The organism is Nocardioides sp. FY1077 (assembly GCF_058681775.1).
The window spans coordinates 832870-850488 of sequence record NZ_JBZWDB010000002.1 but is presented as its reverse complement, the minus strand read 5'-3'; the positions used below and the strand labels follow the sequence as shown (position 1 = coordinate 850488).

At 73.7% G+C, this 17619-nt stretch carries 14 protein-coding genes; 3 read left to right on the top strand and 11 right to left on the bottom strand.

The window, feature by feature from the left end; genetic code table 11:
- Positions 1-58: 58 nt before the first annotated feature.
- Complete coding sequence (locus tag AC4OR8_RS08950) at positions 59-547, top strand: DUF5709 domain-containing protein (protein WP_492165184.1); 489 nt, start codon at positions 59-61, stop codon at positions 545-547.
- A 199-nt stretch (positions 548-746) separates the two neighbouring features.
- On the opposite strand, the gene guaA is transcribed toward AC4OR8_RS08950, so the two are convergent.
- From guaA to AC4OR8_RS08915, 7 genes are all read right to left on the bottom strand, one after another.
- On the bottom strand, positions 747-2327 hold the full coding sequence (gene guaA / locus AC4OR8_RS08945) for a glutamine-hydrolyzing GMP synthase (protein ID WP_492165183.1): 1581 nt from the start codon (positions 2325-2327) through the stop codon (positions 747-749).
- Between the two features lie 313 nt (positions 2328-2640).
- A complete protein-coding gene (locus AC4OR8_RS08940) occupies positions 2641-4365 on the bottom strand; it encodes a GMC family oxidoreductase N-terminal domain-containing protein (RefSeq protein WP_492165182.1) in 1725 nt (574 codons plus the stop codon).
- The gene (locus AC4OR8_RS08935; protein ID WP_492165181.1) at positions 4365-5987 is read right to left on the bottom strand and encodes a succinic semialdehyde dehydrogenase; all 1623 of its coding nucleotides are present in this window, start codon (positions 5985-5987) and stop codon (positions 4365-4367) included. Before AC4OR8_RS08935 ends, AC4OR8_RS08940 begins: the two co-directional genes overlap by 1 nt.
- A 97-nt stretch (positions 5988-6084) precedes the next feature.
- Entirely contained in the window at positions 6085-7191 is a 1107-nt protein-coding gene (locus AC4OR8_RS08930) for a GuaB3 family IMP dehydrogenase-related protein (protein WP_492165180.1), read from the bottom strand.
- A 12-nt stretch (positions 7192-7203) separates the two neighbouring features.
- Complete coding sequence (locus AC4OR8_RS08925; RefSeq protein ID WP_492165179.1) at positions 7204-7935, bottom strand: TetR/AcrR family transcriptional regulator; 732 nt, start codon at positions 7933-7935, stop codon at positions 7204-7206.
- A complete protein-coding gene (gene guaB / locus AC4OR8_RS08920) occupies positions 7932-9431 on the bottom strand; it encodes an IMP dehydrogenase (RefSeq protein ID WP_492165178.1) in 1500 nt (499 codons plus the stop codon). The genes AC4OR8_RS08925 and guaB overlap by 4 nt, the downstream gene beginning before the upstream one ends.
- A gap of 67 nt (positions 9432-9498) precedes the next feature.
- A complete protein-coding gene (locus AC4OR8_RS08915) occupies positions 9499-10401 on the bottom strand; it encodes a GNAT family N-acetyltransferase (RefSeq protein ID WP_492165177.1) in 903 nt (300 codons plus the stop codon).
- A 219-nt stretch (positions 10402-10620) separates the two neighbouring features.
- Here AC4OR8_RS08915 and AC4OR8_RS08910 point away from each other — a divergent pair, with 219 nt between their 5' ends.
- Positions 10621-12180 (top strand): hypothetical protein, encoded by a 1560-nt coding sequence (locus AC4OR8_RS08910; RefSeq protein WP_492165176.1) that lies wholly within the window; start codon positions 10621-10623, stop codon positions 12178-12180.
- A 114-nt stretch (positions 12181-12294) separates the two neighbouring features.
- On the opposite strand, the gene groL is transcribed toward AC4OR8_RS08910, so the two are convergent.
- Both groL and groES read right to left on the bottom strand, forming a co-directional pair.
- A complete protein-coding gene (gene groL, locus AC4OR8_RS08905; RefSeq protein ID WP_492165175.1) occupies positions 12295-13920 on the bottom strand; it encodes a chaperonin GroEL in 1626 nt (541 codons plus the stop codon).
- An 83-nt stretch (positions 13921-14003) separates the two neighbouring features.
- Positions 14004-14297 carry a co-chaperone GroES gene (groES, locus tag AC4OR8_RS08900; protein WP_492165323.1) on the bottom strand — a complete coding sequence of 98 codons (294 nt, stop codon included), beginning with the start codon at positions 14295-14297 and terminating at the stop codon, positions 14004-14006.
- 244 nt (positions 14298-14541) lie between these two features.
- On the opposite strand from groES, the gene AC4OR8_RS08895 reads away from it, so the two are divergent.
- A complete protein-coding gene (locus AC4OR8_RS08895; protein ID WP_492165174.1) occupies positions 14542-15723 on the top strand; it encodes a THUMP-like domain-containing protein in 1182 nt (393 codons plus the stop codon).
- Positions 15724-15783: 60 nt separating this feature from the next.
- Here AC4OR8_RS08895 and AC4OR8_RS08890 read toward each other — a convergent pair whose 3' ends face one another.
- A complete protein-coding gene (locus AC4OR8_RS08890) occupies positions 15784-16404 on the bottom strand; it encodes an MBL fold metallo-hydrolase (protein WP_492165173.1) in 621 nt (206 codons plus the stop codon).
- Positions 16401-17525 (bottom strand): S-(hydroxymethyl)mycothiol dehydrogenase, encoded by a 1125-nt coding sequence (locus AC4OR8_RS08885; protein ID WP_492165172.1) that lies wholly within the window; start codon positions 17523-17525, stop codon positions 16401-16403. The genes AC4OR8_RS08890 and AC4OR8_RS08885 overlap by 4 nt, the downstream gene beginning before the upstream one ends.
- Positions 17526-17619 lie beyond the last annotated feature (94 nt).

The window sequence follows — 17619 nt, the reverse complement described above, 5'->3', positions numbered from 1 at the left end:
TCAACCCTCGGTCCCTACGGGTGACCCGACCCGCTCGGGGCCTGCCTAGGCTGTGCCCATGACCGAGAGCACCGGAGACCCGACGACCGACGCCGAGACCTACGGCGACTACTCCGTCGACGACGAGGACCAGCCCGGCAACCTGGAGGACCTCGGCGACCCCGACGTCGGCGACGCCCTCGACCGCGGCTACTCCCCGCCCGAGCACTACTCCGCCGCGCAGGGCTTCGGCAACACGCCCTACGAGGAGGCGCTCGGCGAGACCCTCGACCAGCGGGTCGCGCAGGAGATCCCCGAGCCCGACCCGTACGTCGAGGCCGAGAAGGCCGCCTCCGACCCGGAGAACGGGCTCGACTCGGTGGACGACGGCGAGGTGGGCGCCCTGCGCGCCGGCCGTCTGGTCGACCCCGACCAGGGCCTCGGCGAGGACGTGGAGAAGGACCTCGTCGGCGACGACGTGGGCATCGACGACGCCGCCGCGTCGGCCGAGGAGGCCGCGGTGCACATCGTGCCCGACGACACCGACCCCGACACCTTCGCGGTCTGAGGCGCCCGCCCGCACCCCGCACGACGAAGGCCCCCGGCACCCGCCGGGGGCCTTCGTGCTCCCCTGCTCGGACGGGGCGGAGCCGAACGGGCAGTGCCCGGCAGCGGTGTCGTCACCGGCCCGCGGCGCGGTGCGAGCCGACGACCAGTGCGCTTGTCGCGGCGGCACTGCACGTCGGAATCGCGTCAGTCCCGGCGACTCACTCCCACTCGATGGTGCCCGGGGGCTTGGAGGTGATGTCGACGGTGACCCGGTTGACCTCACTCACCTCGTTGGTGATGCGGGTGGAGATCTTCTCCATCACCTCGTAGGGCAGCCGCGCCCAGTCGGCGGTCATCGCGTCCTCCGACGTCACCGGGCGCAGCACGACGGGGTGCCCGTAGGTGCGGCCGTCGCCCTGCACGCCCACCGACCGGACGTCGGCCAGCAGCACGACCGGCATCTGCCAGATGTCGCGGTCGAGCCCGGCGGCGGTCATCTCCTCGCGGGCGATGGCGTCGGCCTGGCGCAGGATCTCCAACCGGTCGTGGGTGACCTCGCCGATGATGCGGATGCCGAGCCCGGGGCCGGGGAACGGCTGGCGCCACACGATCTCCGGGGGCAGGCCCAGCTGCTCGCCGACCAGGCGCACCTCGTCCTTGAACAGCGTGCGCAGCGGCTCGACGAGCTCGAACTCGAGGTCGTCGGGCAGGCCGCCCACGTTGTGGTGGCTCTTGATGTTGGAGGTGCCGGCTCCCCCGCCCGACTCGACGACGTCGGGGTAGAGCGTGCCCTGCACCAGGAACGCCACCGTCTCCCCCGAGGCCCGCACGGCCTCGCCGAGCACCTCGGCCTCCGCCGCCTCGAAGACGCGGATGAACTCCCGGCCGATGACCTTGCGCTTCTCCTCGGGGTCGACGACACCGGCCAGCGCGTCGAGGAACCGCTGCTCGGCGTCGACCACCTTGAGGTCGACGCCGGTAGCGGCCACGAAGTCGCGCTCCACCTGCTCGGTCTCGCCCTGGCGCATCAGCCCGTGGTCGACGTACACGCAGGTCAGCCGGTCGCCGATGGCGCGCTGCACGATGGCGGCCGCCACGGCGGAGTCGACGCCGCCCGACAGGCCGCAGATCGCGTGGCCGCGCTCGCCGATCTGGGCACGGATCGAATCGATCTGCTCCTCGACGATGTTGACCATCGTCCAGGTCTGGCGGCAGCCGGCGATGTCGACGAGGAAGTGCTCCAGCACCCGCTGCCCGTGCTCGGTGTGCAGCACCTCGGGGTGCCACTGCACGCCGGCCAGGCCGGTGGCGACGTCCTCGAAGGCGGCCACCGGCGTGGTGGCGGTCGAGGCGAGGACGTCGAAGCCGGCGGGGGCCTCGGTGACGGAGTCGCCGTGCGACATCCACACGGTGTGCTGCTCCGGCAGGTCGGCCAGCAGGGTCCCGCCGGCCGACACGGTGACGCCGGTGCGGCCGTACTCCCGGGCGCCCGTGGGGGCGACCGTGCCGCCCAGGCCCTGCGCCATCAGCTGGAAGCCGTAGCACATGCCGAAGACCGGGGTGCCGGCGCGGAACAGCGCGCTGTCGATGCCGGGGGCGCCGTCGGCGTACACCGACGACGGACCGCCCGACAAGATGATGGCCTTCGGCCGGCGCGCGAGCATGTCCTCGACCGGCACGGTGTGGGGCACGATCTCGGAGTAGACCCGCGCCTCGCGCACGCGGCGGGCGATCAGCTGCGCGTACTGCGCGCCGAAGTCGACCACCAGGACGAGGTCGTGGTCGGGCGTCTCAGTCATGGCCGCAGCCTATCGGCGCGGGGCCGCGGGGCCGGTGTCGGCCTCGCGGGCCGTCGGTCTCGACACGCCCGTCGCGGGCTCGGCCGAGGGCCGCTCAGAAATGACACCAGGGCCCGGCCGGGGAGGGAGGGTGGCCGGGCCCTGGGCGTCCACGCACCGTTGGACAGCGCCTGGAACGACGACCCGGCCCTTGGGAGGGAGCATGACTGCCGGGTCTGACCACCTCAACGACCCCCTCCCGGCCGCGTTACGGCCCTGGTCGCGGGATTTCTCGCCACGCCCGGGCGGGTGGTCCGCCGGGGCGTGCGGGGCCTCAGCTCACCGCGACGATCGGCAGCCGCAGCGCGGCCGGGGCGTGCGGCGGCACGGCCGGCGAGCGGGGCTCGACGGGCGCGAGCCGCTGGTAGGCCTCGCCCAGGGCCGGACGGGTGTCGGCCTCGCCCTTGTTGGGCCAGTACGCCATCGCCCGCTCGGCCTGCGCGGTGATGGTCAGTGACGGGTTGACCCCCAGGTTGGCGCTGATCGCCGAGCCGTCGGCGACGTGGAGGCCGGGGTGGCCGTAGACGCGCTGGTAGGCGTCGACCACCCCGGTCTCGGTGGACTCCCCGATCGCGCAGCCACCGATGAAGTGCGCGGTGAGCGGCATGTTGAACGGCTCGCCGATGTTGCCGCCCGGGGTGCCGCCGAGCACGCCGGCGATGCGCCGCACCGCCTCGTTGGCCACCGGGATCCACGTGGGGTTGGGCGCGCCGTGGCCCTGCCGCGAGGTCATCCGCCACGTGCCGGTGACACGGCTGCGCTTGCCGTACGTGGTGATCGAGTTGTCGAGGCTCTGCATCACCAGGGCGATGACGGTGCGCTCCGACCAGTGCCGCAGGTCGTAGAGCTCGCGCAGCTGGCGCCGCTCGGTCCACATCGCCTTGGCCCAGGCCTTCCAGCGGGGCCCCTGCTGGTCGCCGTCGGTCAGCACCGTCTGCAGCATGGCCATGGTGTTGAAGCCCTTGCCGTAGCGGCACGGCTCGATGTGGGTGTGCTCGTCGGGGTGGAAGCTGGAGGTGATGGCCACGCCGTAGGAGTAGTCGGTGGGGTCGTCGACCGGCGCGATCGCGCCGAGGATCGACTCCGAGTTGGTGCGCGAGAGGTAGCCGAGGCGCTCGGAGAGCCGGGGCAGGTGGCCCTCGTCCTTCATCCGGTGCAGCAGCTTCTGGGTGCCGAGCGAGGCCGCCGCCATGACCACGTGCTCGGCGGTGAGGGTGCGGGTGGTGCGGGCGGTGGCCCGCCGCGCCTTCGTGTACTTGACCCGGACGTCGTAGCCGCCGCCGTCGCGGGGCGAGATGCGGGTGACCGTGGTCAACGGCATGATCCGCGCGCCCTTGCCCTCGGCGAGGTGCAGGTAGTTCTTCACCAGGGTGTTCTTCGCGTTGTGCCGACACCCCGACATGCACTCCCCGCAGCTGAGGCAGGCGTTGCGCTCGGGACCGGCGCCACCGAAGTAGGGGTCGGCGACCCGCTCGCCCGGCTCGGTGCCGGGTCCGCCGAAGAACACGCCGACCGGGGTCGGGTGGAAGGTGTCGGAGACGCCCATGTCGCCGGCGACCTTCTCCATCACGTCGTCGGCCGGGGTGCGCACGGGGTTGTCGACCACGCCGAGCATCCGCTTGGCCTGGTCGTAGTACGGCGCGAGCTCGTCGCGCCAGTCGGTGATCGAGGCCCACTGCGGGTCGGCGTAGAACTGCCCGAGCGGCTCGTAGAGGGTGTTGGCGTAGACCAGGGAGCCGCCGCCGACCCCGGCGCCGGCCACGATCATCGTGTCGCGCACGGCGTCGATGCGCTGGATGCCGTACATGCCCAGGGCGGGCGCCCAGAGGTACGTCGACATGTCGAGGGTGCCGGAGGAGAAGTCGTCGTCCTCGAACCGGGCGCCGGCCTCGACGACCCCCACCCGGTAGCCCTTCTCGGTCAGCCGCAGCGCGGCGACGGAGCCGCCGAACCCGCTGCCGACCACCAGCACGTCGTAGTCGTAGGTCTGCTCGGCCATCAGGCTCTCCCCAGCTTCTTCAGGACGCGGAGGTTGACGGTCATCACCTTCGCGTAGGTCTCGTCGGACATGCCCAGCACGGGCGCGAGGCGCAGCAGCCGCTGCGTCGCGATCGACCGGGTCTCGGTGAAGCGGTGCACGCCCTCGGCGCCCTGGCGCCGGCCCATCCCCGAGCGGCGCATGCCGCCCATCGGGGCGGCGATGCTGGCGAAGGTGGCGGCGAACGCCTCGTTGACGTTGACGGTGCCGCAGCGCAGCTCGCGGGCCACCGCTCGGGCGCGGGCGCCGTCGCGGCTGTAGACCGACGCGTTCAGGCCGTGGTCGCCGTCGTTGGCCCGGGCCACGGCGTCGGCCTCGTCGTGGAAGCGGTAGAGCGAGACCACCGGGCCGAAGGTCTCCTGGGCGAAGCAGGTCATGTCGGGGGTCACCCCCTCGAGCACGGTGGGCTCGTGCACGTACGGCCCCAGGTCAGGCCGGGCGCGGCCACCGGCGAGCACGCGCGCGCCCTTGGCCACGGCGTCCTCCACGTGGGCCACCACCGTGGCGAGCTGTGCGGCGGAGACCAGGGAGCCCATGTCGTTCTCCCACGCCAGCGTCGCCCCCAGCGTGAGGGCCTGGGTGCGGGCGACGAGGCGCTCGACGAAGCGGTCGTAGACCTGGTCGGCCACGAACAGCCGCTCGGTCGAGACGCACAGCTGGCCGGCGTTCGAGAACGCCCCCCGCACGGCCCCCTCGGCGGCCTTCTCGACGTCGGCGTCGCGCAGCACCAGCATCGGGTTCTTGCCCCCGAGCTCGAGCGAGCAGCTCACCAGCCGCTCGGCGCACGCCCGGGCCACCAGCGTGCCGGTGGCGGTCGACCCGGTGAAGCTCACGTGGTCGGCCGCGGCGATGACCGCGGCGCCGACCTGCGGGCCGGGACCGGCCACCACCTGCCACAGCTCGCGAGGGAAGCCGGCCTCCTCGAGCAGCTGCGCCCCGAGCAGGGCGGTCAGCATCGTCTGGGCGTCGGGCTTGGCCACGACGGCGTTGCCGGCGAGCAGGGCCGGCAGGCCGTCGCACAGCGCCATCGTGAAGGGGTAGTTCCACGGCGAGATCAGCCCGACCACGCCCTTCGGCACCCGGTCGACGTCCACCCGGGTCAGCAGCGGCACCACCCCTGGGCGCCGGCGCGGGTCGAGGTGCTCGTGGGCGGTGCGGGCGTGGTAGCGCGCGGTCAGCGCGACGTGCAGCACCTCGTCGAAGGCGTGCTTGCGCGCCTTGCCCGACTCCTGCACCACCAGGTCGAGGATCTCCTCCTGGCGCTCCAGCACCAGGTCGTGGAAGCGCAGCAGGATCGCGGCGCGGTGGTCGAGGCTGGTGCGCGCCCACGCCGCCTGCGCCCGCCGGGCCCGCACGAACGCCTCCGCGACGTCGCCGTCGCTCGACTGCGGCACGTGCGCGAGCGGGGCGTCGTTCAGCGGCGAGCGGACGACGACGCTGCGTCCGCCGGTGGCCAGCACCCGGCGGGTCAGCGAGGCGGCGTAGGCCGGCTCGAGGGCGTAGGAGGCGGTCGGGTCGTGCTCGGGATCGGGCGGCCCGACCACGAGGGGACCACCGGCCGAGCCGGGGGTGACGGCGTTCATGTACCGAGAGTATGTGACTGCGGTCTCCGACACTACCCTTCAGTAGCATCGGCCTGCTGCGGACACCGCCGAGAGCCGTCCGCGGTGGCGGCCTGGCTCAGCCGACGACGACGCCGACCCGCTGGAACTCCTTGACGTCGGTGTAGCCGGTGGTGGCCATCGAGCGCCGCAGCGCCCCCATCAGGTTCATCGTGCCGTCGGCGACCCGCGACGGGCCGAACAGGATCTCCTCGAGCGTGCCGACGGTCTCGAACTGCACCCGCCGCCCGCGCGGCAGCTCGGCGTGGTGGGCCTCGGTGCCCCAGTGGAACCCGCGCCCCGGCGCGTCGCTGGCACGGGCGAACGGCGAGCCGACCATGACGGCGTCGGCACCGCAGGCGATGGCCTTGGCGACGTCACCGGACTGGCCGATGGAGCCGTCGGCGATCACGTGGACGTAGCGACCGCCCGACTCGTCGAGGTAGTCGCGGCGCGCGGCGGCGACGTCGGCCACCGCGCTGGCCATCGGCACCGCGATGCCGAGCACGGTGCGGGTGGTGTGGGCCGCTCCCCCGCCGAAGCCGACCAGCACGCCGGCCGCCCCGGTGCGCATCAGGTGCAGCGCCGCCTGGTGGGTCGCGCACCCGCCGACGATGACCGGCACGTCGAGCTCGTAGATGAAGTCCTTGAGGTTGAGCGGCTCCGACTGGCTCGAGACGTGCTCGGCCGACACCGTCGTGCCGCGGATGACGAACATGTCGACCCCGGCGTCGACGACGGTCTTGGCGAACTCCTTGGTGCGCTGGGGCGAGAGCGACCCGGCGACGGTCACCCCGGCCGCCCGCACCTCGCGCAGCCGCTCGGTGATCAGCTCGGCGCGGATGGGCTCCTCGTAGATCTCCTGCATCCGGGCGGTGGCCGCGGTGCCCTCGAGCCCGGCGACCTCCTCGAGCAGCGCGGTGGGGTCGTCGTAGCGGGTCCACAGCCCCTCGAGGTTGAGCACCCCGAGCCCTCCGAGCCGACCGAAGGCGATCGCGGTCTGCGGCGACATCACGGAGTCCATCGGCGCGGCGAGCACCGGCAGGTCGAAGCGGTAGGCGTCGATCTGCCAGTCGGTGCTGACCTCCTCCGGGTCGCGGGTGCGCCGCGAGGGCACGATCGCGATGTCGTCGAAGGAGTAGGCACGCCGAGCCCGCTTGGCCCGGCCGATCTCGATCTCGGTCACCGGGGAAGGCTACTAGAGCCCGCCCCCGGCCCCGGTCCCCCGGCCGGTCCCGCGGCCGGTCCCCCGGCGCGCGGCGGAGGCGGCCCGGGCACGGCCGACCACCTCGAGCAGGGTGCGCCGCAGCCAGGCGCCGTACGCCGCGTCGGAGAGCCCCAGCTCGTCGCGGAACAGCAGGTAGGTCTGGCCCGCAGTGGCGACGTACACCTCCTCGGCGGCCGTCGCGAGCGCCACGTCGTCCACCTCGCGCCCGTCCCCGTCCCCGGACGCCCCCGCCCCGACCAGGCCCTGGGTGAGCAGCAGGGCCGTGCCGCGGCGGGCGTCGCGCAGCCGCTCGAGGACCCCGCGGGCGCGCTCGTCGGCGTCGGCGGCGTGGCGCAGCGCGGGTCCGAAGCGGGTGACCGGGGCGACCGAGCCCACCACGAAGGCCACCGCGCGCTCGATGCGCGCGTCGAGGTCGGGCTCGCGCTCGAGGTGCAGACCGCGCACCGCGGCGTCGAGCCCGGGGTGGGGGGCGAAGGCGCGGCGCATCGCGGTCAGCAGCAGGTCGACCTTGCTGCCGAAGCTGCTCAGCACCAGCTCCTCCGAGACGCCCGCCCGGGCGGCGATGCCGGCGATGGTGGAGCGCGACCACCCCAGCTCGGTGAAGCTCGCCGACGCCTCCTGCAGGATGCGGCGGCGCCGCTCCTGGGCGGCCCTCAGGCGCCCGCTGTTGTCGTAGCCGCGGCGCGGACGGTCGCCGGTCACCGACCGGAGTAGTTCGGCGCCTCGACGGTCATCTGCACGCCGTGGGGGTGGCTCTCGGTCAGCGACGCCGAGGTGATCCGGACGAACCGGCCCTTGTCCTGCAGGTCCGGCACGGTGCGGGCGCCGACGTAGAACATCGACTGGGTGAGCCCGCCGATCAGCTGGTGGGCCACCGCACCGAGCGGGCCGCGGTAGGCGACCTGGCCCTCGATGCCCTCGGGCACGATCTTGTCGTCGGTGGACTCGGCCTGGAAGTAGCGGTCCTTGGAGTAGGACTTCTTGCCCCGGCTCGACATCGCGCCGAGCGAGCCCATGCCGCGGTACTTCTTGTACTGCTTGCCGTTGACGAACACCAGGTCGCCGGGCGACTCCTCGCAGCCGGCGAGCAGCGAGCCGAGCATCACCGTGTCGGCGCCCGCGACCAGCGCCTTGGCGATCTCGCCGGAGTGCTTCATGCCGCCGTCGGCGATCACCGGCACGCCGGCCGGCTTGCAGGCCAGCGAGGCCTCGTACACGGCGGTGACCTGCGGCACCCCCACCCCGGTCACGATGCGGGTGGTGCAGATCGAGCCCGGCCCGACCCCCACCTTCACCGCGTCGGCGCCGGCGTCCACGAACGCCTGGGCGCCCTCGCGGGTCGCGACGTTGCCGCCGATCACCTGGGCGTGCCGGGTGGCGGGGTCGGACTTCAGCCGCTGCACCATCTCCAGCAGCAGCCGCACGTTGCCGTGGGCGGTGTCGGCGACCAGCACGTCGACGCCGGCGTCGATGAGGGTGGTGGCGCGCTGCCAGGCGTCGCCGAAGTAGCCGATCGCCGCGCCCACCATCAGCCGGCCGGCGCCGTCGTACGACGCCTGCGGGAACTGCTCGCCCTTGACGAAGTCCTTGACGGTGATCAGCCCGGCCAGCCGGCCCGCGTCGTCGACCAGCGGCAGCCGCTCGCGCTTGTGCTTGCGCAGCAGCAGCGTGGCCTCGTCGCGCGAGATCCCGACGTGGCCGGTGATCAGCGGCATCGGCGTCATCATCTCGTCGACCTTGGTGGTGGCCCACTCGGCGACCGGGGTGAACCGCAGGTCGCGGTTGGTGATGATGCCGAGCAGGCGCATGTCGGCGTCCACGACCGGGAGCCCGGAGACGCGGTACTCACCGCAGATGCGGTCGAGGTCCTCCAGCGTCGCGTCGGGGCCGATGGTGACGGGGTTGGAGATGATGCCGGTCTGGGTGCGCTTGACCAGGTCGACCTGGTAGGCCTGGTCATCGATCGAGAGGTTGCGGTGCAGCACCCCGAGGCCGCCCTCGCGGGCCATCGCGATCGCCATCCGCGACTCCGTCACGGTGTCCATCGCGGCGCTGACCAGCGGCACGTTGAGGCTGATCTCGCGGGTCAGCCGCGAGCCGGTGTCGATGTCGGCGGGCGCCATGTCGGAGTGACCCGGCAGCAGCAGGACGTCGTCGTAGGTCAGTCCGAGGGCGGCGAACTTGTCGGGGAGCTCCACACCCCCATCCTACGGGCGACCCGAGGCCGACGACGGGTCGGCGTGGGCCCCGACGCGGGCGCCCCGGTCAGGCGGGCAGCGGCTTGAGGTCGCGCACCGGCACCCGCACCGTCAGCACGTCGGCGGCCATCCGGATGCGTCCGCGCATGCCGGCCGCCAGCACCATCGGCAGCACCGCCTGGTTGTCGGAGCGGGTGGTCAGCAGCACCTCCGTCGCGCCGAGCGAGTGGGCCAGGCGCGAGGCGTCCACGAGCAGCCGGGTACCGACGCCGCGCCGGCGCCACGACGGGTCGACGCGCAGGCTCAGCGGCCGTACGTCGGGCTCGTCGCTGGCAGGGTGCACGGTGGCGACGCCGACCACGACGCCGGCGTGCACCGCGGAGATCGAGCTGCCGTCGCGCAGGTAGTCGGGCGCGGCGCCGCCGCCCAGGCGGCGCCCGGTGCTCCCGCTGCCGATCGCCGCCGACTCGCGGCTGCGCTGGAGCACGTCGCTGACCAGGTCGGCGATGGCCTCGCCGCGGGCGCGCTCGGTGTCGGTGAACGGCGTGCTGCGGCGCACCTGCACCTGCACGTCGCCGACGGTCAGCTCCATCGCGTCCTGGGGCGGGCCGTCGTCGTCAGCGGGGTCGGACTCCGCGTCGAAGAGCTGGGCCACCACCTCGGGGAACGCCGTGGGCCGGGCCAGGATGGTGCGGGCGGCCTGCACGTAGCGGGTGGGCTGGTCGGTGAGGGCGGCCGCCGTGCAGCGGGTCGCCGACACGTGGCGCCACCCCGAGGCCTCCACGAGCAGCGCGATGTCGTGCTCCCCCCACGTCGGCGGGGTGCGCAGCACCAGCTCGTCGGTGACGCCGTCGGCGCCGGGGAAAACCTGCACCCCCAGGATGTTGACCCCTGCCTCCCCGCACTCCCGCGCCAGGCGGGCCAGCCCCCCGGGCTGGTCGGGCAGCGTCGTGCGCACTCTCCACAGCATGTCGTCGCCCTCCTCGTCGTCCGTCGGTCGTCGGCCTGTCCTCGGCCGCGCTCGGCCGTGCCCGGCCGTGCTCGCAGCGTGCGCGCCGCCTGTTGCCCGTCGGGGTCGGGCGTGTTTCGCCCGGGTCACACGGGTCGCCGCCGAGGTGTGCCCCACCGGCCCGCGAGCCCCCCACCCGGGTGCAGCCGCGCGGGCCCGCGGCCTGAGAAGGTGTCGGCCATGACCCCCACCGACCCGTCGACGTCGCGCGGGGTGCGCTGGACCGCCCGGGCCGCCGCCGTGGTCGAGTCGCGGTGGACCGTCACGGTGTGCGCCGTGCTGGTGGTGCTGCTGCGCCTGCCCGGGCTGTCGCGTCCGATCCGCGCCGACGAGGCGGGCTTCCTGCTGGTGGCACGGGCGTGGGACCCGCGCCCCGACAGCGTCTACGGCCGCTACTTCGTCGACCGGCCCCCGTTGCTGATCGAGGTGTTCCGGCTCTCCGACCAGGTGGGCGGCCCGCTGTTCATCCGGCTGCTGGGCGCCCTGGCCGCGGCGCTGCTGGTGGTCGCCGCCGCGCAGACCGCTCGGCTCGTGGCCGGTGACCGCGCGGCGTCCTGGACGGCGGTCGCGGTCGCCGCGGTCACCGCCAACACCCTCATCGACGCCGTGGCGGTGAAGGGCGAGCTGCTGGGCGTGCCGTTCGTGATGGCCGGCTGCTGGCTCTCCCTGCTCGCCCTGCGCCGCCAGTCGGTCGCGCTGGCGTTCGTGGCGGGGGTGCTGGCCTGCACCGCGGTCGGCTTCAAGCAGAACCTGGTGGGCGGGCTCGCCTTCGCCGGCGTCCTGCTGCTGACGTCGGTGCTGACCCGCGCCGTCGCGCCGGCGGTGTTCGCCCGCCTCGCCGTCGCCGGCCTGGTGGGGGCCGCCGTGCCGGTGCTGGCCACCGTGGCCTGGGCCCGCGCGGCCGGCGTGCGCCTCGACGTGCTCTGGTACGCCGTCTACGGCTTCCGCTCCGACGCCGCCGTGGTGCTCGCCGGCGACACCACCGCGGAGCCCACCACCCGCCTCGTCACCCTGCTGCTCAGCGCGATCGGCGCCGGGATGGTGCTGATCATCGCCGGGTTCCTCGTGCACGTGCGCGGCGAGTGGGCCGGCGACCCGGCGCTCACCGCCGCCACCGTCGCCCTGGTCGTCGTCGACCTCGCCGCCCTGGTGCTCGGCGGCAGCTTCTGGCGCGACTACCTGCTCGCGCTGCTGCCCGCCACCGCGCTGTGCGTGGCGCTGATGGTGCGCCACGGGTCGCGCCGCGGGGTGCGGATGCGCGCGGTCATCGTGGGGGCCGCGGCCTCCACGGTGGTCTGCGCGCTCGGGTGGGCCGCGATCCAGCTGGCCGGGCTGCAGGAGTTCGACGAGGTCCGCACCGGCGAGGCCGTCGAGGCCGCCGCGGAGCCGGGCGACACGCTGCTGGTCTTCGGCGGCCGCGCCGACCTGCAGCTCACCAGCGGGCTGGCCTCGCCGTACGCCCACCTGTGGAGCCTGCCGATGCGCACGCTCGACCCCGACCTCGCCGAGCTGCAGGCCGTGGTGTCGGGCCCCGAGCGCCCCACCTGGATCGTGGAGTGGGTGGACTGGCGCATCTGGAGCGACGACGGCGGCGCTGCGCTGGAGCGGCTCGTGGAGGAGCGGTACGTCGCGCACGGCGCCGGCTGCGGCGAGGACACCGAGAGCGACGCGGGCGGTGAGCGCACCGTGTGGCTGCTCGCCGGCACCGACCGCCCCGAGGTCGCGCCCACCTGCGGCTGAGCCACCGGCCCCGTCACGCGCAGCGACCTGCCCCACGACGCCCGCAGGCCGCCGCCCCCCGAGGGGGACGACGGCCTGCGCGGTGGTGCGGGTGCCGCTGTCGCGGCGGAGAGGTCAGTGACCGTGGCCGTGCCCGTGGCCGGAACCGGCCGCGGACTCGTCCTCCTCCTCGGGCTTCTCGACGATCAGCGTCTCGGTCGTCAGCAGCATCGCCGCGATCGAGGTGGCGTTGACCAGCGCGGAGCGGGTGACCTTGACCGGGTCGAGGACGCCCTGGGCGACCAGGTCGCCGTACTCGCCGGTGGCGGCGTTGTAGCCGTTGCCGACGCCGAGCTCGCGGACCTTGGTGGTCACGACGTAGCCGTTCTCGCCACCGTTCTCGGCGATCCAGCGCAGCGGCTCGTCGGCGGACTTGCGCACGATGCGCACGCCGGCCGCCTCGTCGCCGGTGAGGCCGAGGTCGTCGGAGAGCACGGAGACCGCGTGGACGAGGGCGGAGCCGCCGCCGGCGACGATGCCCTCCTCGATCGCGGCACGCGTCGCGGAGACGGCGTCCTCGATGCGGTGCTTCTTCTCCTTCAGCTCCACCTCGGTGGCGGCGCCGACCTTGATCACGCACACGCCACCGGCGAGCTTGGCGAGACGCTCCTGGAGCTTCTCGCGGTCCCAGTCGGAGTCGGTGTTCTCGATCTCGGCCTTGATCTGGTTGACGCGACCCTCGACGGCGGCGGTGTCGCCGGCGCCGTCGACGATGGTGGTGTCGTCCTTGGTGACCACGACGCGACGGGCCTGGCCCAGCACCTCGAGGCCGACCTGGTCGAGCTTGAGCCCGACCTCGGGGGTCACGACCTGGCCACCGGTGAGGGTGGCGATGTCCTGCATCATCGACTTGCGGCGGTCACCGAAGGCCGGGCTCTTCACTGCGACGGCGTTGAAGGTGCCGCGGATCTTGTTGACGACCAGGGTCGAGAGCGCCTCGCCCTCGACGTCCTCGGCGAGGATGAACAGGGGCTTGCCGGCGGCGATGACCTTCTCCAGCAGCGGCAGCAGCTCGGCGATCGCCGAGATCTTGCCCTGGTGCAGGAGGATGTAGGGGTCGTCGAGGACGGCCTCCATGCGCTCCGGGTCGCTGACCATGTACTGCGACAGGTAGCCCTTGTCGAACTGCATGCCCTCGGTGAACTCGAGCTCGGTGCCCATCGAGCTGGACTCCTCGACGGTGATGACGCCGTCCTTGCCGACCTTGTCGAAGGCCTGCGAGAGCAGCTCGCCGATGTGCTGGTCGCGGCTGGAGATGGTGGCCACCGAGGCCATGTCCTCCACCGAGTCGACCTCGCGGGCGGCGTCGCGCAGCGCGTCGCCGACGGCGGCCGCGGCGAGGTCCATGCCCCGCTTGAGGCCCATCGGGTTGGCGCCGGCGGCGACCGCGCGCAGACCCTCGTGGACCATCGCCTGGGCGAGCACGGTGGCCGTGGTGGTGCCGTCACCGGCGACGTCGTTGGTCTTGGTGGCGACCTCCTTCGTCAGCTGCGCGCCGAGGTTCTCGAACGGGTCGTCCAGCTCGATCTCACGCGCGACGGTCACGCCGTCGTTGGTGATGGTCGGCGCGCCCCACTTCTTGTCCAGCACGACGTAGCGGCCCTTGGGGCCGAGCGTCACCTTGACGGCATTGGCGAGGGCGTCGACGCCGCGCTCGAGCGCGCGGCGGGCGTTCTCGTCGAACTCCAGGATCTTGGGCATTGCTCTCCTCTAACGAGATCCGGCTCGTGGGTCCCGGGGTGCACCGCAGTGCGCCCCGGGCCCCACGAGCCGACAGGTGTGGATCAGGAAACGACGGCGAGGACGTCGCGGGCGGAGAGGATGAGGTACTCCTCGCCGGCGTACTTGACCTCGGTGCCGCCGTACTTGCTGTAGATGACCTTGTCGCCGACGGCGACGTCGAGGGGCACGCGGTTGCCGTTGTCGTCGATGCGGCCGGGGCCGGTCGAGACGACCTCGCCCTCCTGCGGCTTCTCCTTGGCGGTGTCCGGGATGACCAGGCCGGAAGCCGTGGTCTGCTCTGCCTCGAGCGTCTTGACCACGATGCGGTCCTCGAGGGGCTTGATGTTGACCGACACGATGTCGACCTCCACTTTCGTCACTACTGATGGCGGGTGATGCACGTCTGGGTCGCCTGGCGGTCGAGCACGCCGTCGCGGGGGTCGTGCGCTGCTGCAGGCTGTTGGCACACTCACGGGGAGAGTGCCAGCACTGAAACTAGCACTCGTGCCCGAGGAGTGCCAGACCAGGTCCGGTGTCGGTGCGGCGCCGGTCCCGTGCCCGGCCCCGGAGGGGCGCTGCGCCCCTGCGAGGATCGCCGCCATGGACCTCGACGCCTTCCGGTGGCTGCTCACCGACGACGGCCAGCGGCTGCTCGCCGACGCCGACGCCGTGGCCGGCGACGACCCGCTGCGCGCCAGCGCCGGCCTGCGCCGCGACCACCCCGGCACCGCGCCCGCCCACGTCGCCGCGGCGCTGACGCAGGCGACCCTGCGCGTGCGCGGCGCGGCGAAGTACGGCGCCGACGCGACGCGGATGTACTTCACCCCCGACGCCCTCGAGCAGGCCACCCGCCGCCCGGTGGCCGACCACCGGGCGGCCCGGCTGCGCGCCTTCGGCACCGGGTCGCTGGTCGACCTCGGCTGCGGCCTCGGCGGCGACCTGCTCGCGGCGGCCCGGGCCGGCATCGTGTGCGCCGGGGTCGACCTCGACCCCGTGCGGGTCGAGGTGGCCCGCGCCAACCTCGCCGCGCTCGGTCTCGACGGCGCGGTGAGCGTCGCCGACGCCACCACCCTCGACACCACGCCGTTCGACGTGGCCTACGCCGACCCCGCCCGCCGCGGCGCGCGCGGGCGCACCTTCGACGTCGACGACTGGACGCCGCCGTGGTCGTTCGTCGAGTCGCTGCTGCGTCGCGACGCCTGCGTGAAGGTGGCCCCCGGTGTGCCGCACGACCTGGTGCCGCTGGGGGTGGAGGCGGAGTGGGTGAGCGACCGCGGCGAGGTGAAGGAGGCCGCGCTCTGGTCGGGCGGGCTGGCCACGACGCGGCGCCGTGCGACCGTGATCGCCGACGGCGGCCTGGCCACGATCACCCACGAGGACGACCCCGGGGCCGCGGTGCGGCCCGTCGGCCGGTGGCTGCACGAGCCCGACGGGGCGGTGGTGCGCGCCGGGCTGGTGACCGCGCTGACGACCGGCCACGTGGGCGCCGGGGCGGGCCTGCTCGACCCGCACATCGCCTACCTGACCTCCGACGAGCCCGCGCGCACGCCGTTCGCGCGGGGCTACGAGGTGCTCGAGGTGCTGCCCTACCGCGAGAAGCAGCTGCGCGCCGCGCTGCGCGAGCGCGGCGTGGGCCGGCTGACGATCAAGAAGCGCGGCGTCGACGTCGTGCCGGAGCAGCTGCGCAAGCGGCTCGCGCTGCAGGGCGACGCCGAGGCCACGATCGTGCTGACCCGGGTGGCCGGCGAGGGCACCGCACTGCTGGTGCGCCCGCTCGGCTGAGCTCCGGGCAGGTCGGGCGGTGCGACCCCCGGACCGCGCCCGGCCGGGGGTCGCGCCGGGTCAGGCCAGACCGGCCCGCTCCGCGCCGATCGTGGTGTCCGGGCCGTGCCCGGTGTGCACCACCGTCTCGTCGGGCAGCTCGAGCAGCCGCGCGCGGATGGAGCCCTTGATCAGGTCCTCGTCGCTGAACGAGCGGCCCGTGGCGCCGGGACCGCCCTGGAACAGCGTGTCGCCGGTGAACACGCACCCCAGCGCGGGGGCGTGGAAGCACACGGCGCCCGGGGCGTGGCCCGGGGTGTGCAGGGCGCGCAGCACCGTGCCGCCCACCATGATCTCGAAGCCGTCGCCGAGGTCGACGTCCCAGAGGTGGCCGTCGGCGTCCTGCGGGTGGGTGAGCTCCCACAGCGGGCGGTCGTCGGGGTGCAGCATGATCGGCGCCACCACCCGCTCGCGCAGCGCCGGCGCCATCCGGCTGTGGTCGTCGTGGGCGTGGGTCAGCAGGATCGCGCGCACCGTGCGGCCCCCGACGAGCGCCATGATGTCGTCCACCGAGTGCGGTGCGTCGATCACGACGCACTCCGCGTCGTCGCCGACGACCCACAGGTTGTTCTCGACCTCGTGGGTCTCGCCGTCGAGGCTGAACGTGCCGCTGGAGACGGCGTGGTCGATGCGGGCGCTCACAGGACCACGACCGAGCGCAGGACCGGGTCGACGCCGGGGCCGCCGTGCATCTTCGTGAACGCGGCCTCGACGTCGTCGATGCCGATCTCCTCGGTGACGAAGGCGTCGAGGTCGAGGCGGCCCTGGCGGTAGAGGTCGACCAGCATCGGGAAGTCACGGCTGGGCAGGCAGTCGCCGTACCAGCTCGACTTCAGCGACCCGCCGCGCCCGAAGACGTCGATCAGCGGCAGCTGCGGCAGCTGCATGTCGGGGGTGGGCACGCCCACCAGCACGACGGTGCCGGCGAGGTCGCGGGCGTAGAACGCCTGCTCCCACGTCTCGGGACGCCCGACGGCCTCGATCACCACGTCGGCGCCCTCGGCACCTGCGTAGGTCTGCGCGCAGATCTCCTTGACCGCCGCGACCACGTCGACCTGGGAGGAGTCGACGGTGTGGGTCGCGCCCATCCGCTTCGCGGTCTCCAGCTTGCGGGGGTCGATGTCGACGGCGATGACCGGCGAGGCCCCCGCCAGGGCGGAGCCGGCGACGGCGGCCACGCCGACGCCGCCGCAGCCGATGACGGCCACGGACTTGCCGCGGGTGACGGCGCCGGTGTTGATGGCCGCGCCGATGCCGGCCATCACGCCGCAGCCGAGCAGGCCGACGGCGGCCGCGCGGGCCTCCGGGTCGACCTTGGTGCACTGGCCGGCGGCGACCAGTGTCTTCTCCGCGAACGCGCCGATGCCGAGCGCCGGGCTGAGCTCGGTGCCGGCGTCGTCGCCCTCGGCGAGCGTCATCTTCTGGGTGGCGTTGTGGGTGGCGAAGCAGTACTGCGGCTCGCCGCGCTCGCAGGCGCGGCACTCCCCGCACACCGCTCGCCAGTTCAGCACCACGAAGTCGCCCGGGGCGACCGTGGTGACGTCGTCGCCGACGGCCTCCACGACCCCGGCGGCCTCGTGGCCGAGCAGGAACGGGAACTCGTCGTTGATCCCGCCCTCGCGGTAGTGCAGGTCGGTGTGGCAGACCCCGCAGGCCTGCACCGCGACCACCGCCTCGCCGGGCCCGGGGTCGGGGACGTTGATGGTGGTCACCTCGACGGGTGCGCCCTTGCTGCGGGCCACCACGGCCTTCACCTGCTGCATGTGTCTCCTCGCGTCCGGCGGCGACGTCGCCGCTGACCCCATGCAACCCCATGACGGGGCCGGCCCGCACCACCCGTGGGGTCGGTGAGCCGGT

Bases quoted from the DNA above. Each gene is read 5' to 3' on its own strand.
- AC4OR8_RS08910 (WP_492165176.1), top strand. From the start codon at position 10,621: ATGACCCCCACCGACCCGTCGACGTCGCGCGGGGTGCGCTGGACCGCC.
- AC4OR8_RS08935 (WP_492165181.1), bottom strand. From the start codon at position 5,987: ATGAACGCCGTCACCCCCGGCTCGGCCGGTGGTCCCCTCGTGGTCGGG.
- AC4OR8_RS08950 (WP_492165184.1), top strand. From the start codon at position 59: ATGACCGAGAGCACCGGAGACCCGACGACCGACGCCGAGACCTACGGC.
- AC4OR8_RS08895 (WP_492165174.1), top strand. From the start codon at position 14,542: ATGGACCTCGACGCCTTCCGGTGGCTGCTCACCGACGACGGCCAGCGG.
- groL (WP_492165175.1), bottom strand. From the start codon at position 13,920: ATGCCCAAGATCCTGGAGTTCGACGAGAACGCCCGCCGCGCGCTCGAG.
- AC4OR8_RS08915 (WP_492165177.1), bottom strand. From the start codon at position 10,401: ATGCTGTGGAGAGTGCGCACGACGCTGCCCGACCAGCCCGGGGGGCTG.
- AC4OR8_RS08940 (WP_492165182.1), bottom strand. From the start codon at position 4,365: ATGGCCGAGCAGACCTACGACTACGACGTGCTGGTGGTCGGCAGCGGG.
- AC4OR8_RS08885 (WP_492165172.1), bottom strand. From the start codon at position 17,525: ATGCAGCAGGTGAAGGCCGTGGTGGCCCGCAGCAAGGGCGCACCCGTC.
- guaA (WP_492165183.1), bottom strand. From the start codon at position 2,327: ATGACTGAGACGCCCGACCACGACCTCGTCCTGGTGGTCGACTTCGGC.